The organism is Pseudomonas sp. G11 (genome assembly GCF_029457515.1).
GTDB classification, from domain to species: Bacteria; Pseudomonadota; Gammaproteobacteria; order Pseudomonadales; family Pseudomonadaceae; genus Aquipseudomonas; species Aquipseudomonas gorinensis.
On record NZ_CP120377.1, the window covers coordinates 3,557,265 to 3,581,878 of the forward strand.

General features: G+C 59.7%; 18 protein-coding genes. 8 read left to right on the plus strand and 10 right to left on the minus strand.

The features are described 5' to 3' along the window. The 3 genes from P2T68_RS16315 to P2T68_RS16325 form a co-directional block, all read right to left on the minus strand. On the minus strand, positions 1 to 942 hold the full coding sequence (locus tag P2T68_RS16315) for a sugar kinase (RefSeq protein ID WP_277379593.1): 942 nt from the start codon (positions 940 to 942) through the stop codon (positions 1 to 3). Beyond that, positions 935 to 1,717: a TIM barrel protein gene (locus P2T68_RS16320; RefSeq protein WP_069075848.1), complete on the minus strand. Its 783-nt coding sequence runs from the start codon at positions 1,715 to 1,717 to the stop codon at positions 935 to 937. Before P2T68_RS16320 ends, P2T68_RS16315 begins: the two co-directional genes overlap by 8 nt. Positions 1,718 to 1,829: 112 nt before the next feature. Next, positions 1,830 to 2,876 carry a LacI family DNA-binding transcriptional regulator gene (locus P2T68_RS16325; RefSeq protein WP_277379594.1) on the minus strand — a complete coding sequence of 349 codons (1,047 nt, stop codon included), beginning with the start codon at positions 2,874 to 2,876 and terminating at the stop codon, positions 1,830 to 1,832. A 266-nt stretch (positions 2,877 to 3,142) separates the two neighbouring features. On the opposite strand from P2T68_RS16325, the gene P2T68_RS16330 reads away from it, so the two are divergent. From P2T68_RS16330 to P2T68_RS16340, 3 genes are all read left to right on the plus strand, one after another. Then, positions 3,143 to 5,116 carry a hypothetical protein gene (locus tag P2T68_RS16330; RefSeq protein WP_277379595.1) on the plus strand — a complete coding sequence of 658 codons (1,974 nt, stop codon included), beginning with the start codon at positions 3,143 to 3,145 and terminating at the stop codon, positions 5,114 to 5,116. Positions 5,117 to 5,270: 154 nt separating this feature from the next. After that, the gene (locus tag P2T68_RS16335; protein WP_069075846.1) at positions 5,271 to 7,250 is read left to right on the plus strand and encodes a hypothetical protein; all 1,980 of its coding nucleotides are present in this window, start codon (positions 5,271 to 5,273) and stop codon (positions 7,248 to 7,250) included. 208 nt (positions 7,251 to 7,458) lie between these two features. Beyond that, entirely contained in the window at positions 7,459 to 9,726 is a 2,268-nt protein-coding gene (locus P2T68_RS16340; RefSeq protein ID WP_168232921.1) for an autotransporter outer membrane beta-barrel domain-containing protein, read from the plus strand. A gap of 72 nt (positions 9,727 to 9,798) precedes the next feature. On the opposite strand, the gene P2T68_RS16345 is transcribed toward P2T68_RS16340, so the two are convergent. The 5 genes from P2T68_RS16345 to P2T68_RS16365 form a co-directional block, all read right to left on the minus strand. After that, positions 9,799 to 10,218, minus strand: coding sequence for a hypothetical protein (locus P2T68_RS16345; RefSeq protein ID WP_024075808.1), 420 nt, complete (start codon positions 10,216 to 10,218; stop codon positions 9,799 to 9,801). A 134-nt stretch (positions 10,219 to 10,352) separates the two neighbouring features. Then, the gene (locus P2T68_RS16350; RefSeq protein ID WP_143036940.1) at positions 10,353 to 11,201 is read right to left on the minus strand and encodes a hypothetical protein; all 849 of its coding nucleotides are present in this window, start codon (positions 11,199 to 11,201) and stop codon (positions 10,353 to 10,355) included. 128 nt (positions 11,202 to 11,329) lie between these two features. Next, positions 11,330 to 11,971 (minus strand): DUF1345 domain-containing protein, encoded by a 642-nt coding sequence (locus P2T68_RS16355; protein WP_024075806.1) that lies wholly within the window; start codon positions 11,969 to 11,971, stop codon positions 11,330 to 11,332. 200 nt (positions 11,972 to 12,171) lie between these two features. Next, positions 12,172 to 15,261, minus strand: coding sequence for an efflux RND transporter permease subunit (locus P2T68_RS16360; RefSeq protein ID WP_277379596.1), 3,090 nt, complete (start codon positions 15,259 to 15,261; stop codon positions 12,172 to 12,174). A 6-nt stretch (positions 15,262 to 15,267) separates the two neighbouring features. Beyond that, positions 15,268 to 16,803, minus strand: coding sequence for an efflux RND transporter periplasmic adaptor subunit (locus P2T68_RS16365; RefSeq protein WP_342307777.1), 1,536 nt, complete (start codon positions 16,801 to 16,803; stop codon positions 15,268 to 15,270). On the opposite strand from P2T68_RS16365, the gene P2T68_RS16370 reads away from it, so the two are divergent. The 4 genes from P2T68_RS16370 (at position 16,696) to P2T68_RS16385 (ending at position 20,411) form a co-directional block, all read left to right on the plus strand. Further along, a complete protein-coding gene (locus P2T68_RS16370) occupies positions 16,696 to 17,397 on the plus strand; it encodes a response regulator transcription factor (protein ID WP_024075804.1) in 702 nt (233 codons plus the stop codon). The genes P2T68_RS16365 and P2T68_RS16370 overlap by 108 nt on opposite strands. A 3-nt stretch (positions 17,398 to 17,400) precedes the next feature. Next, on the plus strand, positions 17,401 to 18,705 hold the full coding sequence (locus P2T68_RS16375) for an ATP-binding protein (RefSeq protein ID WP_024075803.1): 1,305 nt from the start codon (positions 17,401 to 17,403) through the stop codon (positions 18,703 to 18,705). 58 nt (positions 18,706 to 18,763) lie between these two features. Continuing rightward, a complete protein-coding gene (locus P2T68_RS16380) occupies positions 18,764 to 19,543 on the plus strand; it encodes a class I SAM-dependent methyltransferase (protein WP_024075802.1) in 780 nt (259 codons plus the stop codon). A gap of 82 nt (positions 19,544 to 19,625) precedes the next feature. Further along, complete coding sequence (locus P2T68_RS16385) at positions 19,626 to 20,411, plus strand: sulfite exporter TauE/SafE family protein (RefSeq protein ID WP_277379597.1); 786 nt, start codon at positions 19,626 to 19,628, stop codon at positions 20,409 to 20,411. A gap of 424 nt (positions 20,412 to 20,835) precedes the next feature. On the opposite strand, the gene P2T68_RS16390 is transcribed toward P2T68_RS16385, so the two are convergent. Beyond that, positions 20,836 to 22,074 (minus strand): acyl-CoA dehydrogenase family protein, encoded by a 1,239-nt coding sequence (locus tag P2T68_RS16390; RefSeq protein WP_024075800.1) that lies wholly within the window; start codon positions 22,072 to 22,074, stop codon positions 20,836 to 20,838. A gap of 267 nt (positions 22,075 to 22,341) precedes the next feature. Here P2T68_RS16390 and sfnG point away from each other — a divergent pair, with 267 nt between their 5' ends. Continuing rightward, entirely contained in the window at positions 22,342 to 23,427 is a 1,086-nt protein-coding gene (gene sfnG / locus P2T68_RS16395; protein WP_024075799.1) for a dimethylsulfone monooxygenase SfnG, read from the plus strand. A 4-nt stretch (positions 23,428 to 23,431) separates the two neighbouring features. On the opposite strand, the gene P2T68_RS16400 is transcribed toward sfnG, so the two are convergent. Then, the gene (locus tag P2T68_RS16400; protein ID WP_277379598.1) at positions 23,432 to 24,526 is read right to left on the minus strand and encodes a peptidase C39 family protein; all 1,095 of its coding nucleotides are present in this window, start codon (positions 24,524 to 24,526) and stop codon (positions 23,432 to 23,434) included. Positions 24,527 to 24,614 lie beyond the last annotated feature (88 nt).

A 24,614-nucleotide genomic window follows, 5' to 3' on the forward strand; every position in this document is an offset into this window, starting at 1 on the left:
TCAAGCGACGGATCGGGTGGGTAACGCTTCGCGCCTGGGCAGGCCTTCCATGTCGCCGCGACTTTGTACTGCGCGGCTGCCGATCCAATTGCCGCGCTGCACGGCCTCGGGGAAGCTGAGGTTTTCCAGCAGGGCACTGATCATGCCGACGGCAAAACCATCACCGGCCCCTACGGTGTCGACCACCTTGTCGACGCTGACGGCGGCGACAAAACCCTGGTCCATCTGGGTGCGGTAGTAGGCGCCGTCCGGGCCGAGCTTGATGGCCACGGCTTCGGCACCCTGGTCCAGGTAGAACGCGGCGATATCGGCCGGGTCCTCGAAACCGGTGAGCAGGCGACCTTCGCTCAAGCCCGGCAGGACCCAGTCCGCCAACCCGGCGAGGGCGTTGATTTCGCGGATCATCTGCGCCTGGCTGGCCCACAGCGAGGGGCGCAGGTTGGGGTCGAACGACACGCTGCGGCCGGCGGTGCGCATCTGCGTCATCAGTTCAAAGGACAGCTCGCGGGTGGCGTCGGACAAGGCCGGCGGAATACCGGTGGCATGCAGGTGCCGTGCTTGCAGCAGTACGGGGTTGATGGCGGCGATCGACAAATGGCTGGCCGCCGAGCCCTTGCGGAAGTATTCGACTTGAGGGTCGGCGCCAGCCTCTTCACGGGACTTGAGTTGAAAACCGGTGGGGTGCAGCGGGTCGACCGCCACATGGCGGCAATCCAACCCCTCCTGTTTCAACGTGTCGACCACAAAACGCCCGAGGGAGTCATTGCCCACCCGGCTCAGCCAGGCAACGTTGAACCCCAGGCGCGACAGGCCGATGGCGACATTGCTGTCGGCCCCGGCGATGCGTTTGTGGAAGTGGCCAACCTGGGCCAGCTCGCCGGTCTGTTCGGCGACAAACATCGCCATGGTTTCACCAAACGACAGGATATCGATCTCAGACATGGGCGTTCTCCGCATGGGGTTGGCCAAGCAGGGCGAGGGTGGCGACCTGCCGGGCGGTGACGTCGAGCAGGTCTTCGCCTTGCAGCGGGAATTCCACGGCACGGGTAATACCTTGAGTCATATGCTTGAGCAGTTGTTCCCACAGATGCAGGTCGGTGGCGCCGGGCGGCAGGGCGACCAACTTGCCGTCCGGGCGACGGGCCACGGCCTTGCAGTGCAGGTAATCCACATGCCGGCCCAGCAGGCGCGCGGCGGTGAGGGCGGATTGGTCCTGCCAGTGCCAGTTGCCGATATCGAAGGTCATCTTGATCGGCAGGCCCAGGCGCTCCACTTCAGTGAAGAAGCGCTGCATCGGCTCGATGCGCCCGCCGTGCAGGGTCTGGTCGTTTTCCACCAGCAGGTGGACCGGATGGCGGTTGAGCAGGGCGTGCAGGCTTTCCAGGTCGTTGGTGTCGGTGAAATAACCCAGGGAGACTTTGAGCCAGCGCGCGCCAAAGGCCTGGGCACGGTCCAGGGTGGCGCTCAGCTCGGCATTCGGTTGGGCGCGGCCGGCGACCCACAGCTCAAGGGGCGATGAGAACACCGATTCGAGGCCCTGCTCGGCGGCGGCCCGGGCCAGTTCGACGGGTTGTTCGCGGGTCAGCAGCTCCTCACGCCACTCGATACGCTGGGCGCCGGCAGCCGCCAACAGCTCGACAAAACTCAGTTGGCCCTGCTGGCGTACGAGGTCGGCGCCGTAGCTGGAAAGGCTGATGGAAACGGGGTATTTATGCATTGTTGTGTCCCTCTGAAACCGGTTTCATTTTTTCTGAAAAAAACACTTTCCTGTCGGAGCGAACTTGCTCGCGAAAAACCTGAGCGCGCCGCGTTAAACCAGGATCGCTGCGTTATCGTTGGCGTTTTTCGCGAGCAAGCTCGCTCCTACAAGGGGTTGTGGAGCCTCGGAGAATCAGTTGGGGCAGGAAGTCCAGGGTGCGTGTCGGCTCGGTATCGCCGCGCAAGCGCTTGAGCAAGCAGTCGAACGCACTGGCGCCAATCGCCTGGGTCGGCTGGGCGAGGGCCGTGATGCCATTGCCCACCAGTGGGTACCAGTCCAGGTCATCCAGAGCGATCAGGCCGACGTCTTCAAACAGGTGGCAACCCAATGCCTTGAGCGCTTGGGTGCAAGCGAGCGCGGCGATGCCGTTGGCGCAGAACAACGCCTTGGGGCCGGCCTTGGCTAGAAAGGTGTGCAAGTGCTTTTGCAGCGCGCCATCCAGCTCCAATACCGCGCCGGTCAACGCCGGGCGCCGGGCAATCTCGGCCTTGAAACTCTCCAGGCGTTCCAACCGCGAACTGGTGCCGTCGGTGGCTTCGCTCACCAGCAACACATCGCGATAGCCCTGCTGCTCGAGGTGTTCCACCGCCATGCGTACCGCCGCCGGGTTGTCCAGGCCCACCAGGTCGATGTGCAGCGGTTCGACCTTGCGGTCCACCAGCACCAGGGGCATTTCCCGTTGCAGTTCCAGCAGTTGGTCAAGGTGATGGCCAAGGGTGTTCACGATCAGCCCTTCGATGTTGTACGAACGCAGCGCCGCCAGGTGCTGGCGCTCCTGCTCGTCATCACGGTCGGTATTGCACACCACCAGGCTGTAGCCGTGCTGGCGGCAGGCGGTCTCGACGCCGTGCATCACGGCAATGGAATAGGGGTTGCGGATATCGGCCACCAGCATGCCGATCAGGCGCGTGCGGCCGCGCTTCAAGCCACGGGCCATCTGGTTGGGGCGGTAGCCGAGTTCATTGATGGCGTGCTCGATGCGCAGGGCAATGGCATCGGAGAGCAGGGCGCGGTCGTCGCCGATGAAGCGTGACACGCTGGCCTTTGAGACCCCTGCGTGCAGGGCGACGTCGAGCATGGTCACGCGGCTGCGTTGAGCGGCGGAAAAAGAGGTCACGGTCGCGGGCCTTTCTTATTGGGGGTGGGTCATGGTTGATTTGAAACCGGTTTCAGGAAACACCAGATTCGGGTGAATGGTCAAGCGTCAACTACAGGGATGGGACCGGTCTGGCCGACAAACGGTAGGGGGACCTGTGAGTTCTGACAGTATTCAGGGCTTGTGAAGTGGCGCTTAATTTGAGCGTGCAAGAGGTAGTGATACCGCCATAACACGTGTTTTTTCTAAACGATGCATCGGTTCGCTGGCTGAATAAGGAGAGTCGCATGACGCTTTCATCCAACCGTTTCCCCCCCTCCAGCCGCAGCGCAACGGCGCAAGTTTCAGAGCTAAAAAAGGCTGTTGTGGTCAAGGCCTTTGAAGATGACCCTGACGGGCTGATTCCCACTAAATATCTTTATGACCCCATTGAAGTCCAATTGACCCAGATCTGGGCCTTTCCCGCTGATACCGGGGAAGTCGATTACGTTCATTTCTCGATCAAGCCTCATACACCCGAGTCTCCGTATCCGCTTCCTCCGATCCCTCTGCCGGGCCCATTGACTCAGGAAAAAGACTTCCCCGTATCGCTGTTTATTAAGGGCAATTGGTTGAATATCAGTGGGTCTTACGACATTAGTTATTACATTGATGGGCCCGGCGGGATAGAACACAGCCCTTACACCACGACATTCACCATTGATCGGATAGCTCCAGGGGGTAACCAACCCCTGGGGCCTGGTGAGTTTGTTGATCCGGACGTCCGCACCTATGGAATTACCGAAGAGTATTTGAGCGATCCAGATCACCTGACGGTGGATTTTAAAATTCCTTCATATCTGGATCGAAAAGCCTTCGATGCCGTTCTGATTTTTTTATTGAACGATGAATCGGCCAATCCTTATGAGGCGGCTTATGAGCACACGTTCCCTTCTGCGGTATCCGATTTGGTTGTGCCTATTCCGGGGGATAAATTCCGTACGTTGTTGAACGGTCCCCGGATCGTACGGTATACCCTACGGGACCGAGCAGGTAACCAACGCGTCGATGCCTCCGGGCCCACCCCTGTTTATATCAACCTCAAACCATCGCCCAGTGGCCTGAAGCCGCCGCGGGTGCTTGCCTTTGATTTCGACGGTTTGATTGATCGCAAGGATGCGCGGGCAGGCGTAACGGTGCGATTCGAGGCGTATTTTGATTGGGATCCTACTGATGAGGTTGTGACTCTTTGGAATGGTATCCCTCTGTCAAGAGAACCGGTTGAGGGATTTCCGAAAATCGTCTCAATCAGTTGGCCGGTATTGATCCAGAAAGGCTACGTGCAGACCAGAATGCCAGTGCAGTATGAGATTTACCGTGCTGGCAAGCCCGATGGAGTTCTATCGCCAATACAACATGTGGATTGCGACTTTCGCGTGGCCGGGCAAGATCATGACCAGGCACCCGCTGAATATAACCGACACCTTGAACGAGTCGAGATCCGCGGGCAGGGGAGCAATACGCCGAATCACTTGGATATCCGGGATGCCGATCAACCTGTCACGGCTTCGGTTCTTCTATTTGATGATCCGCATGCAGGCGAGCAAATGTTCCTTTACTGGGGGGATAGAGAGGACCCCATTGCTTCTTATACGGTACAGCCCACGGATTTCGCTGGCAGGCGGGTGACTTTTTCGCCTATCGCCTGGTCGGTGGTTGAGCAGACGCCAAACAATCCGGCGTTCCCTGTGCGTTATCGCACCAGCAATGGTGTGAATGAACAACTGGCCCCTGATCAGGCAGTAAATATCAATGTGACAGCACCGGTAAACTTTCCTCAAGCTGAGTTTGTTCACGTTAACTCATTTGGTTGGCTCAACTGTCAGACCGTCCCGCCGCTCTGGGACGGTGTGCATGTTCGTGTTTTTAAACATGCGGCCATTGAGATCAATGATGAAATACGCATGCATTGGCAGGGTACGTCGGGTTTTGCAGGCAGCGGTCCTATTAAAGAAACCGAAGGATTGTTCTCACAGTCGTGGAATGGGGATGATGAGCGCCTCGGTTACCACGACTTTGTAGTGGATTACCGTCCTTACGTTGAGCCGATCAAGAACCCCACGGGAGAGGGGGCGGGCGCTTACGCCGAGTTCACGGTATGGCGCCTTGGTATGCGTGTGGGGACTTCACGCATTCGTTACGTGAAGATCGACCGATTGTTTGCCCATACACCACCGATTTATTGTGGGCCGAATGGTAATGGTCCGGAATCTGATCATTGATAGTAAGTGGTCAGTTATAAAGTTGCATAAAAGTTAATTAATCATCTTCCGCTGTGCTTGATCGGAGAGGGACTCTGTGCCGCCTGCTGTTTAATAAAAAGTTGTCAGCAGTCCATTCACCGCAAGCTATTAACATAGGCAAGGAGAGACTGAAATGACCGTTAAAAGTGTTAAGCAAGTGATAGTAAGTGGTTGGGAGAATCCTAATCTGGAAGCACCGAATTTTCCCCAGGCGCTAGAGGATGGTAAAGGTTTGGTCTGGCGTCCTTTTCTGGATCGTGATGGCGGCCTTGTTCTGGAATGCCCCATTTGGCGGTTTCCCGACGATGGGGATGAAATGCAAGTTGAATTCAGCCCTGCCGGGGTTTCATCCTGGACACCATTGGACCCGATTTTTTTTCCAACCGAGCCTTCTGGTCCGCATGTTGAGGTCACGGTTTCAGTCAATCTATTAGGCCATGGTGAGTTTGATCTCAGGTTCAAGGTAAAACCTGGATCAGGTGGGGATTATTCAGACTTTTCCAAAGCTCAACGAGTGAAGATCGATCTGTATGGTCCCTATAAGTCCCCAGGTAAAAGTGAGGCGCCTGCTAGGGGCGTTTATCCTGCCTCATTGCCTCAAGGCGCAGATATCACCCAAGAAACATTGGACTTGAATCCCAGTGGATTCGAGTTAGGGATTCCTTCCTATGGGGATTGGGACGTAGGGGATATGGTGTCGGACGTCTGGTTCACATCGGAATTGCCTCCGGATGACTCGCCCTCGCTGGGCAGTTTTCCAATGCCTTCGGGGGGAGCGGATTTCAATTTGCCCATTACGTTCTTCGACACTGCTGTAGATGGGATTTTCTTCTGGTTTTATCGACTGCGAGATGCGGCCGGCAATTACAGTGAAATCTCGAAAGTTCCCACTGGGCGTCGTTTGAGACGCAGTGCGAATCTGGTACTGGCACCTCTGAAGGTGGTCAGTCCTGCGGGTAGCACGCTGATCGATATCGACGCTTGGACGGCGGGGGTCCAGTTGGCGATTCCCCTTTATGCATGGGATCCTGGCGACCAATACATTCTGAAATGGGGAAGCCAGGAAACCACGCCCGCGCCGTTGAACGGTGTTTTCGATTTTGTATTCACCGCGCCTCCTCAACTGATCATTGATGAGTATGGCTCGCAGGAAGGTCCTATAGAGACAGCTCTGAGCTACATCATTCTGAGGACGGGTTCAAAAAACCGTCCGGATGATGAAACATTGGTGGATGTCGACCTGAGCAAAGCGGGTCCAGTGACTCCCCTGCCGGGTGATCCGAGTCCTGACCTGGATCAGGTCACCATACAGGGGCCTGCATCTTTCCCTCCTAGAGAGAACTATCTGAATTCCGCTGACATCGATCACGTAGATGACATTCTGGCGGTCTTCGATCTTTGGAGCGTTACTCCAGCACCGGCCGAAGGTGATGTCATTACGTTGTATTGGGGAAGCCGGCTGAACATAGCAGGTACTCATACTATTGCTTTTGGCGAGGGCGCAGGTGCTCCAATCACTATCGTGGTCGACAAGGCAGCGATTGCCGCAGCGGGTAATGGTCCAGCGATCGATGTTTTTTATGGGGTGCGCAATCCCGCATCGACGAACAGCAATTTCTCAGAAAGTACGCCCGTTGAAGTCGACGATGCGATCACTCACACACTGGATGCGGCTGAGTTCCTCAATACCCTGCCTTGGACCGGCGACCCACGGGGAAGGATTAGCTGTGCATCTCTGCGACCAACAAGCGACCCGGAATACCTTGAAGTGAAAATTCCTCCAAACGCTGAATTTTTTGCGGATCAAGTAGTGGTAACGATCGAGTATGTGGCCTCAACGGGGCTTGCGGGTGACCAACCTATCGAGCCAACACGGGGTACTAGCTCGGTGACGCTGGATCCAACCACCGCAGCCAACGGCTTCATCTTCCACCTGCAACCCTTCGACCCTCACCTTAAAGTAGCCGGCGCGAAGCCGCCCTATAACTCGCTCTGGTTGCAATATTCTCTGGACGTGAGCGGAACGCCTGCTAGGTCAGTACCAGCAGTCATTCCTGCGAGGATGGTGACCGCCAACAACTACTGCGACGGTAGTAGTGACTCTGCTCCATAGCGCTGTACGCAAGGCATCGAGGGATAACCTTCTTCGGTGCCTTTTCTAATAAGTCGGCTGAATGGCGTCCTCTTGTTATCTTCAGATTTATCCTACTTACCGTTACGCCCTCCAACTATAACCTCGCGGCCTCTACAGGTCTGGCTCCACTCCATCGGAACGAGCCATGCCATTTGGTCAGGCATATTGTCAGAGCGAGTGTTACAGCATGTTCATCAAACATATTTTCAAACTTTCACCTTTAAGTGCGGCAGTCAAAGTGTCGTCGTTCGGATTACTTCTGGGTGTTGCGGCGCAGGCTCATTCAGAACAGGGAGTGGTAGCGCCTGGTGAGTCGAAGGTCATTGAATCCGGTGAAACCGTAAAAAACTGGGCGCTGCAGAATGGCTCCAGCCTGACCGTCAATGGGGCAACCACAGCGGCTATTCGGAGCCTGGGTGCGCAGCTCACTGTGAACAGTGGGAGTACTATCGAGCGTATCGTTGCTCAGGAAGGTTCCACGGTTGCTATCCAGAATTCCACGGTCATGTCCACGGCGCCAGGCGCCTCGGCAATGGAACTTACCAATGGTACTGCAACCATTTCCGGCAGCCATTTGGAGAGCGCCCAATCCGTTGGTTTAGTGCTGAACCGGTACAGTTCTACACCTGGCGGTTCTACCGCCCATGTTAGTAACAGCACAATAAAGGGCGCTCAGGCGGGTGCCTCAGCCACTCAATTGAGCGAACTGCATTTTTTTGACTCGCTGGTACAAGGGACGGCTGTCGGCAGTACCGGTGTCCTGTTGATCGGCGGTTCGGCCTCTGCTCAGAACAGCATGCTAGTGGGTGAGCGCAATGGTGTACGTTTCACCCGTGCGGCAGGTATTACCGATGACGGCACATTGGTACTCGATCAGTCGACCGTTGAGGGCAAGACGGGGGCGGCCATTTTGGTCGCCGGCCAGACCGGGCGCACTCCCACAGCCACCATCGAAGTGAGTAACGGCTCGCAGTTGATCGGCGGCAACGGTAACCTGCTGGAAGTGACCGGTGGCGCAACTGCCAACATGAATGTCAACAACAGCCATTTGAACGGCAATGTGTTCGTCGAGGCCGGTAGCAGTGCCAATCTGAGCTTGCAAAACCACTCATCGTTGACCGGCAGCTTGTTGAATGTCGATAGCCTTGCCATAGGTGATGGTTCGTTCTGGAACCTGACGGGTAACAGCCTGGTGGGTGCGCTTGATCTCGCGGGCGGTACGGTGAAGTTTGGCGAAACGGATGCGTTTTATCAGTTGGACCTGGAGACACTGAGTGGTAACGGTACATTCGTCATGGGCGCTGATTTTGCCCAGGGCCTGAATGATTTTCTGAATATATCTGGCGATGCAACCGGTCAGCACAGTTTGTTGGTGGCGAGCAGCGGCCTGGAGCCTGTGTCGCCCGGTGACGTACATATCGTGCACACCGGCGGCGGCGATGCCGAGTTTTCGCTGGTGGGCGGCGCGGTGGATGTCGGTGCATGGTCCTATGGGCTGAAGCAGGATGGTAACGATTGGTTCCTCGACCCCAGCGCACGGACTATCAGCCCAGGTACTCGCTCGGTGCTGGCGTTGTTTAACACCGCGCCGACCGTATGGTATGGCGAGATGACTTCGTTGCGCAGCCGCATGGGCGAGTTACGCCACCATGACGCTGAAGGTGGTGGCTGGATTCGTAGCTACGGCAACAAGTACTCGGTGTCGGGCGCTAATGGCGTGGGTTATAAGCAGAGCCAACGCGGTTTCTCTCTCGGCGCCGATGCACCCCTGAGTGAAGACAGCCAATGGCTGGTTGGGGTCATGGCAGGGCATAGCAACTCCGATCTGGACCTGAGCCGTGGTACTTCCGGCACGGTGAAAAGCTACTACGTGGGCGGCTATGCCACTTGGATGGATGCAGACAGCGGCTACTACTTCGACGGTGTTATCAAAGCCAACCGCTTTGAGAATGAGTCCAAGGTCGGCCTCAGCGATGGTGCCAAGGCTAAGGGTAAATACGGCACCAACGGCATTGGTGCTTCGGTAGAAGTGGGTCGCAACATCAAGCTGGAGAATGATTTCTTTGTCGAACCGTTTGCTCAGGCATCCACTATTGTGGTCAAGGGCAAGAACTATGGGTTGGACAATGGCCTGCAAGCCAAAGGCCAGAACACCCATTCGGCACTCGGTAAGCTGGGGGTAACGGTAGGTCGCGATTTTATAATGGATGACGGCAGCATCGTTCAGCCTTACCTGCGTACAGCGGTAGCGCATGAGTTTGCGAAAGACAATAAAGCATCGGTCAACGGCCATGTGTTCAACAATGACGTCTCAGGTTCTCGTGCTGAGTTCGGTGCTGGTGTAGCGGTCTCACTGTCGAAAAACCTGCAGCTGCATGCTGACTTCGAGCACAGCAAAGGTAAACATGTCGATCAACCATGGGGTGCTAACGTGGGTGTGCGTTATAGCTGGTAACTCATACGTATGTATCCAAAAAGGAAGCTTCGGCTTCCTTTTTGGTATGTGCAGTTTAACGACCTTCGGGCGTCAGCCCAGGCTGAACAGCGCAGAGATGGTAGAGACTGGGTTGCCGTCGTCACGGGTTTGGATATCGCTGAGTCCACCCGTGGCGTGGGTATTTGAAGGGTCAATGGCCCTGAATTCGACTAATCCGGAGAAACCGTATCGCAGTACAGGCTCTAAAAGGTCATCAGTGCTATAGGTAAACCGAATGTCCGGATGGTCCTCCAGTCGATAGATGCCTATGCCATAAGTTGAAGGTAGCGACAACTGCAACTTGTGGGTCACGCCGTTGCTATCGACTCTACTGCCGGTGATCGTCCATTTTCCTGCCGTGCAGGTGATTGAAAATATATTGGCGGTGAAATCTTCGCCGTCGATAATGCCTTTAAAATACTGGGCGGCCAGATGCAGTTTTGGTGGACGGTGACGGTGGATGGCGGTCATGAGCGTTTCTCCTTGGGGGCTGGGAGCGTGTCGAGTGCCTGGCGATTACGTCTCCACCTGGACTGCCACATCAACGCGCAACGTGTTGGGTTATCGACTTCACACAAATACTTTCAATCAAGTCGGCAGTGCCTTCAGGCGAGCTTGAAGGACACGCTGTCTAGTCTCAAAAAGGTAATTCCCACCATCAGTACACGCAGTTGGTGCGTACCGGCTGGAACTTGGAAGTTACGTTGATAGGGCTGGAACGTTTCCGGCCCTCTTAATTCAATATCCAGCAAGATAACGCCGGTATTGGCCACGTCGTACAACCGGGCCGCGCCGTCCCCGCTTGTGGGGTTCGCGGCCATCAGGTTAAAACTGTAGGTTTTGCCGGGCTCTACTGCTATGTCCTGATAGATCAAGCCCCCCAGGTTCGCACTGCAGACACCGGCGGTGAAGTTGACGCTTGACGCTGGCCCAGGCCTTTCTACGGTCCAATCAGCGTTATTTTGGATGAAATCGCCATTTCTGATCAGCTCCGGTCGAACTGGAGTGGTGGTGTCCACGAGCAGTTCAATCTCGTCGACACAAACCTCGCCTGTCGTGCCCGTGACGGTGACGGTAGCGGAGGTTGTACCGGCGGGAGGGGAATAGTTGAACTCTCGTTTGGTCCACAGATGAAAAGCATCGAGCTCAATACGATCGGCTGTACCCGAGGGCTCAGAGGTGATCACCACCGCGCCAGCACCCTTGAAGATCACTTGACTCCACATGCGCAGTAAGTAACTGGCACCAGGGTTGATATTGACCTGCTGGGAGGCCTGACCGGTAAGTGCTCTACAGTATTGTCGGGAGTAATCGACAGTGCCTGTTGTATTCCAGTGCATTGCGTATTGACTGAAATTACCGTTGAGGAGGAGGTTGCTGGTTGAGGCCGTTCGCCTTGGCATTATTTTTTCTCCCGCCGGAAAGTGGTTGCAGCCGGTGATTTTCAGTTGCACATCAGCGCTTCTACGGCACGCAGTGCGGCTGCATACGTGAGGCTATTCGGCGCCATATTGACGTTGCACACAACTGTCAGAACTAACAGGTCAGGGAGCCACTCGTCGGATAGAAGAGCGATTGAGCCTCAACCAAACAGGCCCGCGGCGATATTGATCGAGAAGCCCAGGATCGCCGTGTTGAACAGGAACCCGATCAACGATTGCCCCAGCACCACTTTGCGCATGGCGCGGGTCGCCACCCCCACGTCCGCCGTTTGCACGGCCACGCCGATGGTGAAGGAGAAATACAGGAAGTCCCAGTAGTTGGGGGTGCGCAGGTCTTCGGCAAAGCGCAGTGCCGGCTCCTTGCCTTCCCAGGTGTAATACAGGCGCGCGTAATGCACGCTGAAAATCACCCCGATCAGCAGCCATGAGCCGATCACGGTCAGCCCGGTAAAGCCGTAGTGCAGCAGGCGCGCGGTGGTCGGCAGGTCTTTGCTGCCCACCAGTTCGAAGGTGATGGTCGCCAAACTCGCAATGGCGGCGATGCACACGATGAACAGCACCAGGCCGGCGTTTTCGTCTTCGATCTCGGCGATGCGTTTGACGTCCGGGGCCTTGGCGCGGATGGTCAGCCACAGCATCAGCACCAGGTAGGTCCAGACCCCGGTGTTCCAGCCAATGAGGATCTTGCTGACGACGCTGTCGGCCGGCACCAGGATGCCAGCGGCAAGGCCCAGGGCGGCGGCAGCGGAGAGGCGAGGGTGGGTGCGGGCGAGGAAGGGCATGGGGGCTCACAAATGGCTATTTGTGAGCACCTTAGCGCATTTTTTGTGGCGAGCGGGCTTGTCCCGCGTTGGGCTGCGAAGCAGCCCCAAAACATAACCCCGGACCTGCCTGGCACACTGCAGCGCTCTTATTGGGGCTGCTGCGCAGCCCAACGCGGGACAAGCCCGCTCGCGACAGTTACCGTGTCCCCCAAAAAGCCTTAGCTCTTTTTGCGCACCAGCTTCATGACCACCACAAAGAACACCGGCACAAACACCACCGCCAGTGTCGCCGTGATCATCCCGCCAATCACCCCCGTACCAATCGCCTGCTGGCTGGCGGAACTGGCGCCGGTGGCAATGGCCAATGGCACCACGCCGAGGATGAACGCCAGCGACGTCATGATGATCGGGCGCAGGCGCAAGCGCGCGGCCTTCAGGGTGGCGCTCATCAGGTCTTCGCCCTGGTCGTACAGGTCCTTGGCGAACTCGATGATCAGGATCGCGTTTTTCGCCGACAGGCCGATGATGGTGATCAAGCCGACCTTGAAGAACACATCGTTGGGCATGCCGCGCAAGGAAACGGCCACGACCGCGCCGAGTACGCCGAGCGGCACCACCAGCAATACCGACGTGGGGATCGACCAGCTTTCATACAGCGCTGCCAGGCACAGGAACACGATCAGCAGTGACAGACCCAATAGCAACGGCGCCTGGGAGCCGGACAAGCGTTCCTGCAGTGACAACCCGGTCCACTCCTGGCCCAGCCCCGCCGGCAACTGGCTGACCAGGCGCTGGATTTCTTCCATCGCCTCGCCGGTGCTGTGCCCCGGTGCCGCTTCGCCGCTGATGGCGATGGCCGGGTAGCCGTTGTAGCGCGTCAACTGCGCCGGGCCCTGGGTCCATTTGGCTTCGACAAAGGCCGACAGCGGCACCATCTTGCCGGCTTTGTTGCGCACATTGATCTTCATCAAATCCGCCACTTGGCTGCGCTGGTCGCCTTCGGCCTGCACCACCACGCGTTGCATGCGGCCCTGGTTGGGGAAGTCGTTGACGTAGGCCGAGCCGATGGCCGACGACAACACGCTGCCCACATCGGCAAAGGCCACGCCCAATGCGTTGGCCTGCTTGCGGTCCACCTCCAGTTGTACCTGCGGGGCTTCGGCCAGGGCGGTTTCGCGCACGTTGGCCAGGATCGGGCTTTTGCCGGCGGCGTTGAGCAATTCGGTACGTGCCGCCATCAACGCCGCATGACCAACACCGCCGCGGTCCTGCAAGCGGAACTCGAAACCACTGGAGGTGCCCAGGCCGTCCACGGGGGGCGGCAGGATCGCATAGGCAATCGCGTCCTTGAGCTCGCTGAAGGCCATGTTGGCGCGGTCGGCAATCGACGCGGCGGAATCGTCGCTGCTGCGTTGCGACCAATCCTTTAGCGTCGTAAACGCCAGCGCCGCGTTCTGCCCCGAGCCGGAGAAACTGAAACCCATGATCATGGTGGTATCACCCACGCCGGGTTCCCCGGCGTTGTGCGCTTCGATCTGCTCGGCCACCTGCACCGTGCGGTTCTTGCTCGCACCAGGCGGCAACTGGATATCGGTGATGGTGTAGCCCTGGTCTTCCACGGGCAGGAACGAGGAGGGCAGGCGGCTGAACATCCACCCCAGGCCCACCAGCAGCACCAGGTAAATCAACAGGTAACGGCCGCTGCGCTTGAGGGCATAGGCCACCCAGCCTTCGTAGCGATTGGTGAGGCTTTCAAAACGCTGGTTGAACCAGCCGAAGAAGCCGCCCTTGGCGTGGTGATCACCCTTGGCGATCGGTTTGAGCAGCGTTGCGCACAAGGCTGGGGTCAAGGTCAGGGCGAGGAACGCCGAGAACAGGATCGAGGTGGCCATCGACAGCGAGAACTGCTGGTAAATCACCCCCACCGACCCCGGCATGAATGCCATCGGCAGGAATACCGCGACCAGCACCAGGGTGATGCCGATGATGGCGCCGGTGATCTGGCCCATGGCTTTCTTGGTCGCGTCTTTGGGCGACAGGCCCTCGGTGGCCATGATCCGCTCGACGTTCTCCACCACGACGATCGCATCGTCCACCAGGATGCCGATGGCCAGCACCATGCCGAACATGGTCAACACGTTGATCGAGAAGCCCAGCAACAGCATGGTGGCGAAGGTGCCCATCAGCGCGATCGGCACCACCAGCGTCGGGATCAGCGTGTAGCGCACGTTCTGCAGGAACAGGAACATCACCGCGAATACCAGCGCCATGGCTTCGAGCAGGGTGTAGACCACCTTGGTGATCGAGACCTTGACGAACGGCGAGGTGTCGTACGGAATCTTGTATTCCACATTGGCCGGGAAGTAACGCGACAGCTCGTCCATCTTCGCCCGCACCAGGGTCGCGGTACTCAGGGCGTTGGCGCCTGGCGACAGTTGCACGCTGACGGCGGTCGAGGGCTTGCCGTTCAGGCGTGTGGAGAACTGGTATTCCTGGCTGCCCACTTCCACACGCGCCACATCGCCGATGCGCACGGTGGACCCGTCCGGGTTGGCCTTGAGCACAATGTCGGTGAACTCCGCGGGCGTGGACAGCTGGCCCTTGACCAGGATCGCCGCCGTGATCTCCTGGGTATTGGTGCCCGGCAAATCACCGATGCTGCCGGCGGAAACCTGTGCGTTCTGTGCGCTGATCGCGGCATTCACGTCGGCCGGCGTGAGGTTGAAGCCGATCAGCTTCTGTGGGTCGATCCAGATGCGCATGGCGCGTTCGGCACCATACAACTGGGCCTTGCCCACCCCGTCCAGGCGCTTGAGCTCGTTCATCACGTTGCGCGCCAGGTAATCGCTGAGCGCCACGTCGTCGAGCTTGCCGTCGTTGGAGGTGAGCGTGACCAGCAGCAGGAAGCCGGCAGACACTTTCTCCACCCGCAAACCTTGCTGGGTCACGGCTTGGGGCAGGCGCGGCTCCACCGCCTTGAGGCGGTTCTGCACATCGACCTGGGCCATTTCCGGGTTGGTGCCCGGCTGGAAGGTCGCGGTAATGGTTGCCGAACCCAGGCTGCTCTGGGATTCGAAATACAGCAGGTGATCGGCACCGTTGAGCTCCTGCTCGATCAGGCTGACCACACTTTCATCCAGGGTCTGGGCCGAAGCGCCCGGGTACACCGCGTAGATTTCCACTTTCGGTGGTGCGACGTCGGGGTACTGGGCCACCGGCAACTGCGGGATGGCCAGCGCACCGGCCAGCAGGATGAACATGGCCACCACCCAGGCGAACACCGGGCGGTCAATAAAAAACTGCGGCATGGCGGGTTATTCCTTTACGAGCGGGCTGTCGTCCACTTCAACTTTTTCACCGGGCCGCGCGTGTTGCAGGCCCTCGACGACGATACGGTCGCCGGCCTTGAGGCCGCTGCTGACGATCCAGCGGTCTTCGATGACCGCGCCCAGTTCCACCGGTTGCAGGCTCACGGTTTGTTCGGCGTCCAGCAACAGCACCATGGGGATACCGGCGCTATCACGGGTGATGGCGCGTTGCGGCACGCTGATGCCTTGTTTGTCGACGGCCTGTTCCAGGCGCACGCGCACGAAGCTGCCGGGCAACAGGTCGAGGTCGGGGTTGGGGAACTCGCTGCGCAGGATGATTTGACCGGTGCCCGGGTCGACGCTGATTTCGGCGAACAGCAACTTGCCTGGCAGCGGATACAGGCTGCCGTCGTCCTGGATCAACGTGGCCTTGGCCTGGTCCTGGCCGACTTGCTTCAAGCTGCCCGCGCGGAAGGCGCGGCGCAGGTCGTTCAGCTCGCGGGTGGACTGGGTCAGGTCGGCGTGAATCGGGTCCAGTTGCTGGATAAGCGCCAGTGGCGTGGCCTCGTTCTGGCCGACCAGCGCACCCTCGGTTACCAGTGCGCGGCCGATGCGCCCGGAAATCGGCGCGGTCACGGTGGCATAGCCCAGGTTCAGCCTGGCGCGCTCGACGGCGGCCTTGTTGGCGGCGACTTCGGCGTTGGTCTGGCGCACGGCGGCGCGGGCGTTGTCGTAGTCCTGGCCGCTGATGGCATTGCCTTCCACCAACTGGCTGTAGCGCTGCTCCTGTAGGCGCGCCTGGAACGCATTGGCCTCGGCTTTGCTCAGGTTGGCCTGGGCACTGTCCAGGTCGGCCTTGAACGGTGCTGGGTCGATGCGAAACAGCACGTCGCCCTGTTTGACGTCATGGCCTTCCTTGAACACCTGTTGCATCACCACCCCGGCGACCCGCGCACGCACTTCGGCAATGCGCGGCGCGGCGATACGCCCGCTCAATTCGCTGGTGATGGACAGGGGCTTGGCTGCAAGGGTTTCGATCCTCACTTTGACCGGGGGCGTTGCCGGTGCCTCACCGGCCGACTTGTCACAGGCGCTGAGTGCCAGCGTCAGGGCCAACAGGCAAAACGGCGCAAACAGATTCTTCGACATGCTCTTATCCCAATATTGACTGGCACATCCTAAGGTCACCTGCGCCGTGGTGCTGTGAAGCTGTGTAGGTCGTCTGTGAAGAAATGTAAGGTGCAGCCCGCAGGGCACCGGGGGCGTATATCCTTGCACAACCTTGCTTACAATGAGGATCAAATGTGGGAGGGGGCTTGCCCCCGATCGCGGTGAATCAGTCAACGACTCTGTATCTGAAGCACCGCCATAGCAGGCAAGCCTGCTCCCACATGGGATTTGTGAACGACACATCACTGTATTTCTGGAAACATCATGCCCAACATCCTCCTGGTCGAAGACGACGCCGCTCTCTCCGAGCTGATTGCCAGCTACCTGGAACGCAACGGTTACCACGTCAGTGTGCTCAGCCGGGGCGATCATGTGCGCGAACGCGCGCGCCTCAACCCGCCCGACCTGGTGATCCTCGACCTGATGCTGCCCGGTCTCGACGGCTTGCAAGTGTGCCGCTTACTGCGCGCCGACTCGGCGGGCCTGCCGATCCTGATGCTGACCGCCCGTGATGACAGCCATGACCAGGTGCTGGGCCTGGAAATGGGCGCCGATGACTATGTGACCAAACCCTGCGAACCGCGCGTGTTGCTAGCCCGTGTCCGCACATTGCTGCGCCGCAGCAGTCTGTCGGAGCCCCAGGTGGCCAACGACCAGATCGTCATGGGCAACCTATGCATCGACCTGTCGGAACGCACCGTGAGTTGGCGTGAGCAGGCGGTGGAGTTGTCCAGCGGTGAATACAACCTGTTGGTGGTGCTGGCACGGCATGCCGGCGAGGTGCTCAGCCGCGACCAGATCCTGCAACGCCTGCGCGGCATCGAGTTCAATGGCACCGACCGCTCGGTGGACGTGGCGATTTCCAAGCTGCGCCGCAAATTCGACGACCATGCTGGCGAGGCGCGCAAGATCAAGACCGTGTGGGGCAAGGGCTACCTGTTCAGTCGTTCCGAGTGGGAATGCTGATCCATGTTTCGTGTGCTGCTACGCCTCTACCTGATCACCATCGTCACCTTCAGCGCGGCGATCTACCTGATTCCCAAGCTGGTGGTCCAGGTCTTCGAACACCGTTACCTGGCCTACAACGTCGAGCAGTCCCGGGGCATGCAAACCCTGATCGTCAAACAGTACCAGCGGGCGCCAGTGGAGCGCTGGTCCCAGGTCACCGAGCAACTGGGCCGCGATTTCGCACCGCTGAAAGTCGAACTGCTGCTGCGCCAGGACGCGCGCTACACCCCTGAAGAAGAGGCGCTGCTGGCACAAGGCAAACCGGTGATTCACCTGGGCGAGTGGGGCTGGATGGAAGAAATCAGTTCGCCGATCAATGCGCAGTTCGCGGTCAAGCTGACCGTGCCGCCGGACCCGCTGGACATGAACCTGCTGTACTGGTCGATGAACGTGCTGATCGGCGCCGCGTTACTGGCCTGCCTGTTGGTGTGGCTGCGCCCCCATTGGCGCGACCTGGAGCGCCTCAAAAGCACCGCAGCGCAATTGGGCAAGGGCAACCTGGGTGCACGCACGCATATCCCACCCAGCTCCAATATCGGCAGCCTGGCGGCGGTGTTCGACACCATGGCCGACGATATCGAGCACCTGCTGAACCAGCAGCGAGACTTGCTCAACGCCGTGTCCCACGAGCTGCGCACGCCGTTGACGCGCCTGGACTTCGGCCTGGCCCTGGCGCTGTCCGAAGACTTGCCGCAGGCCAGCCGTGAGCGCCTGCAAAGCCTGGTGGCCCATATTCGTGAGCTGGATGAGCTGGTGTTGGAATTGCTTTCCTACAGTCGCCTGCAAAACCCCGCGCAACTGCCGGAGCGGGTCGACGTGGTGCTCGACGAGTTTATCGACAGCGTATTGGGCAGCGTCGATGACGAACTGGAAAACCCCGAGATTGTCATCGACGTAGTCCTCGACTGCAGCGTCGAGCGCTTCAGTCTTGACCCGCGCTTGACCGCGCGTGCCCTGCAAAACCTGTTGCGCAACGCGACGCGCTACTGTGACAAGCGCATCCAGTTAGGCGTCAAGGTCTGCCCCAAGGGCTGTGAAATCTGGGTCGATGACGACGGTATCGGCATCCCGCTGGATCAGCGCGAACGCATCTTCGAACCGTTCTATCGCCTTGACCGCAGCCGCGACCGCGCCACCGGTGGCTTCGGCCTGGGCCTGGCGATCAGCCGGCGCGCCCTCGAAGCCCAGGGCGGCACCTTGACCGCCCAGGCTTCGCCGCTGGGCGGCGCCCGGTTTCGTGTGTGGTTGCCCAGTCAGGCCGATTAGAAAGTTGGCCGGGAAGGGCGCACACTGTGCCCCCGTTTTACCCGAGGAGAGATTGGCAATGACTGGTGTCCACACGTCTGCTCAGCAGGGTTTCTCGTCCCAGGCCGTCACTTATGCCCAGGGCCGCCCGAATTATCCCCGGCAACTCACCGGTTGGCTCAGCGACACGCTGCAGATCAATGCGCACTCTACGGTGATCGACCTGGGGGCGGGCACTGGCAAATTCACGCGCTTGCTCAACACCCTGGCACCGACGCTGATCGCCGTCGAGCCGGTGGACGCCATGGCCGCGCAGTTGCATAAACTGCTGCCCGACGTACGCCTGGTCAACGGCACAGCTGAATCCATCCCCCTGCCAAGCGCGACGGCCGATGCGGTGGTGTGTGCCCAGGCTTTCCATTGGTTTTCCACCGAGGCCGCGCTGGCGGAAATCCACCGTGTGCTTAAACCCGACGGGCGCCTGGGGTTGGTGTGGAATGTGCGCGATGAATCGGTGGATTGGGTGGCCGCCATCACTGCGATCATCACGCCATACGAAGGCGACACCCCGCGCTTTCACACCGGGCGTTGGCGCGAAGCGTTCACCGGCGAGTACTTTTCCGATCCTCAGGTGACGTGTTTCCCCTACAACCATGTCGGCAGCCCGCAGGAAGTGATCATGGACCGCTTCCTCTCCGTGAGCTTTATCGCTGCCTTGCCCGCTGCTGAAAAAGCCCTGGTAACCGAACAATTGCGCACCCTGATCGCGACCCACCCGGCGCTGAAGGGCCGCGACACCGTGGCATTCCCCTATCAGACCCAAGCCTACGTCAGCCACAAACTGACCAAAAAGGCATAAAGTCAGATCACATTGATATAAGTCGTTATAAGAAAAATCGCTATCCTGCGGCCAGAAATTTATAAGGCCGCAGGTAGCAGTGATGGAAGTGGGTAATTTTGGTTTTGTGATTGCTGGCCTGATCGTTGGTTTTATCGTTGGCATGACCGGTGTCGGCGGGGGCTCCTTGATGACACCGATCCTGTTGTGGTTCGGTATCAACCCGGCCACCGCGGTGGGCACCGACCTGCTGTACGCCGCCATCACCAAGTCCGGTGGGGTGCTGGTGCACAGCCAGAACAAGAACATCGACTGGTCCATCACCGGGTGGCTGACCCTGGGCAGCGTGCCCGCCGTGTTGCTGACCCTGTGGTTCCTCGCCAGCCTGCACACCGACCCCAGCGCCATGAACGCTGTGATCAAGCAGGCTCTCGGCGTGGTGCTGCTGCTGACGGCCCTGGCGATCCTGTTCAAGCAACGGCTGTTGGCCTTCGCCCAACGCCATGCCGGCGATGATTACCATATGCACCCGCGTAACCTGAACACGCTGACGGTGGTGACGGGGGCCGTGCTGGGCACCATGGTCGCCCTGACCTCCATCGGCGCTGGCGCCCTCGGTACGGTGGCGCTGTTTATCCTGTACCCGTTCCTCGCCACGCGGCGCCTGGTGGGGACCGAAATCGCCCACGCCGTGCCCCTGACCCTGGTGGCGGGCCTGGGCCACGCCGGCATGGGCAATATGGACTGGCACCTGTTGGGTTTCTTGCTGATGGGGTCGCTGCCGGGGATCTACCTCGGCAGCCACATGACCGGCAAAGTGCCGGACGCGGTATTGCGCCCGTGCCTGGCGATCATGTTGATGAGCATTGGCTACAAACTGGCCTTTTGAGGTGTACGCCGTTGTGGCGAGCGGGCTGTCGCGGCGAGCGGGCTTGCTGTGGCGAGTGGGCTTGCCCTAATGCCGTTCAGTTAAGGCTTTTTTGTAGGAGCGAGCTTGCTCGCGAAGAACTCACAGGCGCCGCGTTCACTCAGGAAACACGCGTTATCGTTGACGTTTTTCGCGAGCAAGCTCGCTCCTACAGAAGGCGATGTACGCTTAACTGAACGGCATTAGGGCTTGCCCCGCGTTGGGCTGCGAAGCAGCCCCAGAGCCAGCCGCTGAGGAGTGCCTGATACTCCGCATTCCGATTGATTGGGGCTGCTTCGCAGCCCAACGCGGGGCAAGCCCGCTCGCCACAACAAGTCCGCTTGCCACAGTCGCCCGCCCGCCATGAAAAATGGTGAAGCCCCATGGTTGATAAGAGGGGGCAGTTTCAAACTTTCGCCGGGCCATTGCCGATTTGCCACACAAACGGCGGCTCGGTGCCATTGATCACCCAATCCCCTACAATTCGCGCCTTGTAGATCACCGGGTTGTGTGACGACACGGTCCGCGCATTGCGCCAATGCCGGTCGAGGGCTTTGCCCTGGCGCACATCCGAGGCCCCCAGCGCGTTGAACAACTCACTGGTGGCACGCTGGATCAACTCCGACACCACCACCTGCGCGGTGGCCGACTCGATTTCGGCGGCCACATTGGCCTCGCGCTCGGCAACATCATCCCCGGCGAACCGTGCCAGGTACGCCCGTTGCGCCGGCACTGCGGCTTTCAACGCAGTGGCTTGAGCGGCATATACCAGCGCCGCGACTTCGCCCACCACTTGCTGAATCTGCGCATCCTGGCTGACATGGGGGGCATTGCCATGGCTGTAGATGCGCTTGCGGTTGCGCACCTGCTGCGCCACATCGTTAAGCGCCGCGCGGCCGATCCCGGCCAGGCTGGCCAGCAGCACGAGCTGGTAAAACGCGGTCTGGTATTTGAAGCGGGTAGCAAAATCGATCACGTTTTCCGCTTCGACCACCGCGTCAGTAAAGCGCGAGGTGCCGCTGCCGGTGGTGCGTTGGCCGAAGCCGTCCCAGTCATCGCTGTGGGCCACGCCAGGCTGGCGCGCGCGGGTGGCGGCGATCACATCGCCACCGGTGTCACTGCGCTGGGCATAGACATCGATCCAGTCGGCGAAAATGCTGCCAGTGCTGTAGAACTTCTCGCCGTTGAGCTTCCACTGGTCGCCATCCGGGGTGACCTGGGTGACCACATCACCGATGGCCACGTTGCCGATTTCGGTCCAGGCGCAGCCAACGATATCGCCGTCGACAAAGCGCTTGAACCACAGGTCGCGACCGGCACTGGGCGGCGCATTCAAGCGGTCTTCGGCAAAGGCGAAGTGCCCGCGCAGGGCCTGGGGCACATTGGAGTCGGCGGCGGCCAGCTCGATCAGCAGTTCAAACAATTGCGGCAGGGACGCGCCACCGCCACCGTATTCCACGGGCACTCGCACTGCGCCAAAGCCGGCGTCCTTCAGCCACTGGATTGGCTCATAGGGCAGGGCGCGGGTTTGCTCGCGCTGCACCGCGCCTTCGGCGATGCGCTGGAAGATCGGCCGGAAGCGTGCGGCCAGGGTGGGGTAGTCGACGCCAATGGACAGCGGGTTGATGACGTGTTGTTCGGTCATGGGAAAGGCTCCGGGGCAGTGATCGATGCCAGGAGTGATTGCACACTCCGTGCCGGGTGCCGGAGCCCCTGTTTACGGGGGACTTGCCGCGTTCGCTGTTGCTCCAGCAACAGCAAACCGACAAATCGTCGCAAACCCTGACATCGGCATTCACCGCCGCTGGGTGCCGCAGGTTTGCCGCAGCACCCATGGCATGGGCGTTTGCCGCTGGCTGGCACGCTTGCTGCTCAAGCCCTGGGTACATCCCTGTGTGCGAGGTATCGTCAGATGAGTCAACAAGCCGTGAAATTTGCCTATTGGGTGCCCAACGTCAGTGGTGGGCTGGTGGTCAGCAAAATCGAGCAACGCACCCATTGGGGCATCGACTACAACCGCAAACTGGCGCAATTGGCCGAAGAGGCCGGCTTCGAATATGGCCTGACGCAGATTCGCTTTACCGCCGGCTACGGCGCGGAGAACCAGCATGAATCCGTGGCGTTCAGCCATGCCCTGCTGGCAGCGACCACCAAGCTCAAGGTGATTGCGGCGATTTTGCCCGGCCCCTGGCAACCGGCGCTGGCGGCCAAGCAATTGGCGACCATCGATCAACTGACCAATGGCCGTATCGCGGTGAACATCGTCAGTGGCTGGTTCAAGGGCGAGTTCCAGGCCATCGGCGAACATTGGTTGGAACACGACGAGCGCTACCGCCGCTCCGAAGAATTCATCCGTGCCTTGAAAGGCATCTGGAGCCAGGACGACTTCACCTTCAAGGGCGACTTCTATCGCTTCAACAACTACACCCTCAAGCCCAAGCCCCTGGGCCAACCGGAAGTGTTCCAGGGCGGCAGCTCGCGGGCGGCGCGGGATATGGCGGCGCGGGTGTCCGACTGGTACTTCACCAACGGCAACACCCCGGAAGGCATCAAGGCCCAGGTCGACGATATCCGCGCCAAGGCCGCCGCCAACAACCATTCGGTGAAAGTCGGCGTCAACGCCTTCGTGATCGCCCGCGATACCGAGGAAGAAGCCCGCGCCGTGCTCGCGGAAATCATCGACAAGGCCGACCCCGAGGCGGTCAACGCCTTTGGTGATGCGGCCAAACAAGCGGGCAAGGCTTCGCCGGAAGGCGAGGGCAACTGGGCCAAGTCCAGCTTCGAAGACCTGGTGCAATACAACGACGGCTTCAAGACCAACCTGATCGGCACCCCGCAGCAGATTGCCGAGCGCATCGTCGCGCTCAAGGCGGTGGGCGTCGACCTGGTGCTGGCCGGCTTCCTGCACTTCCAGGAAGAAGTGGAGTACTTCGGCAAGCGCGTATTGCCGCTGGTGCGCGAGCTGGAAGCCAAGGCCGGGATCAAGCAGGTGGCCTGAGCGTTTACCGCGTAAACACGAGCACCGCCGCGCGCAATTTGTTGTTGCCGAAGCGGCACATGCGTTCGAAATCGCCATGGCTGACCGGCAAATGCTGGCAGTCCAGGGGCTGGCGGTGCTGGCTGTGGTCCACGTCCGGGTCGTGCAGGTAGACGAAGTCATCGTCGCAGTCGGTGACCATCACCCAGTGGGGCGACTTGGAGCGCGTGAGGCGGTAGCTGCTGATCAACACCAGCGGCTGCCCGCCCTCGCGTAATACCCGAGGCAAGTCCAGCGTGCCGCCGAGTACCTGCTCGACGTCGCTGCTGGCCAATTCTTCCTCGAAGGCTTCGTGCACCACGCGCATCACGTCCTTTTTATGTTGATCGCGCACGCCATCGAGAAACAGCGGCCCGCTGACATTCACCTGCATGCGCACCCGAAAACCGCGACGCCAGGCGGCCAGCGCCAGGCCCTGGGGGCTGCAGCCGCCATGGCCGGCGGTCATGAACACGGTGGTCGCTTCCCGCCAGATTTGCAGCTCTTCGCGGCGCAACGCCACGCGCGCAGGCACCAGCGCGCCCATGGCCATCAACAGGCACGCGGCGCCACAGGTGAAATCGGTGGTTTGCGGGTAATACGGCACGCTCTGCGGACGCGCGTCGTGGTGCTGGACGATGCGCTTCTCCAGGCGCAAGGCGGGGGCATGGTCTTCGTAGTAATCGTTGATCAGGGCAAAGCGTCGGTAGCCCGTGCGTTCATACAGGGCGAGGGCGCCGGGGTTGTCGGTGCGCACTTCCAGGCGCAGGTAGGCGCAGTCGTGCTCTACGGCACAGGCCTCGGCGCGGGCCAGCAGTTGTTTGCCCAGGCCCAGGCCGCGTGCGTGCGCGGCGATGGCGATGGAGTACAAACGTGCCAGCGAGGTGCCGCGATGGAACAGCAGCAGCGCATAGCCCAGTAATTGCCCGTCCTGTTCGGCCACCAGCAGTTGGCCGTGGGCGCGGCTGATCATCCACTGGAAACTGCGCGGTGACAGCCGATCGGTGGTGAAACAATGCTGTTCCAGTACGACTAATGCCGGCACATCGCCGGGGGTTGCAACGCGAAAGAAAAGAGCCATATGACCGCCGTAAAAGTTGCGTAACGAAACGGGACTTCTCTAAAAGATCGTGCTTAATAGAAAAGGTCGAGTTCTCTAAAGCGGATCA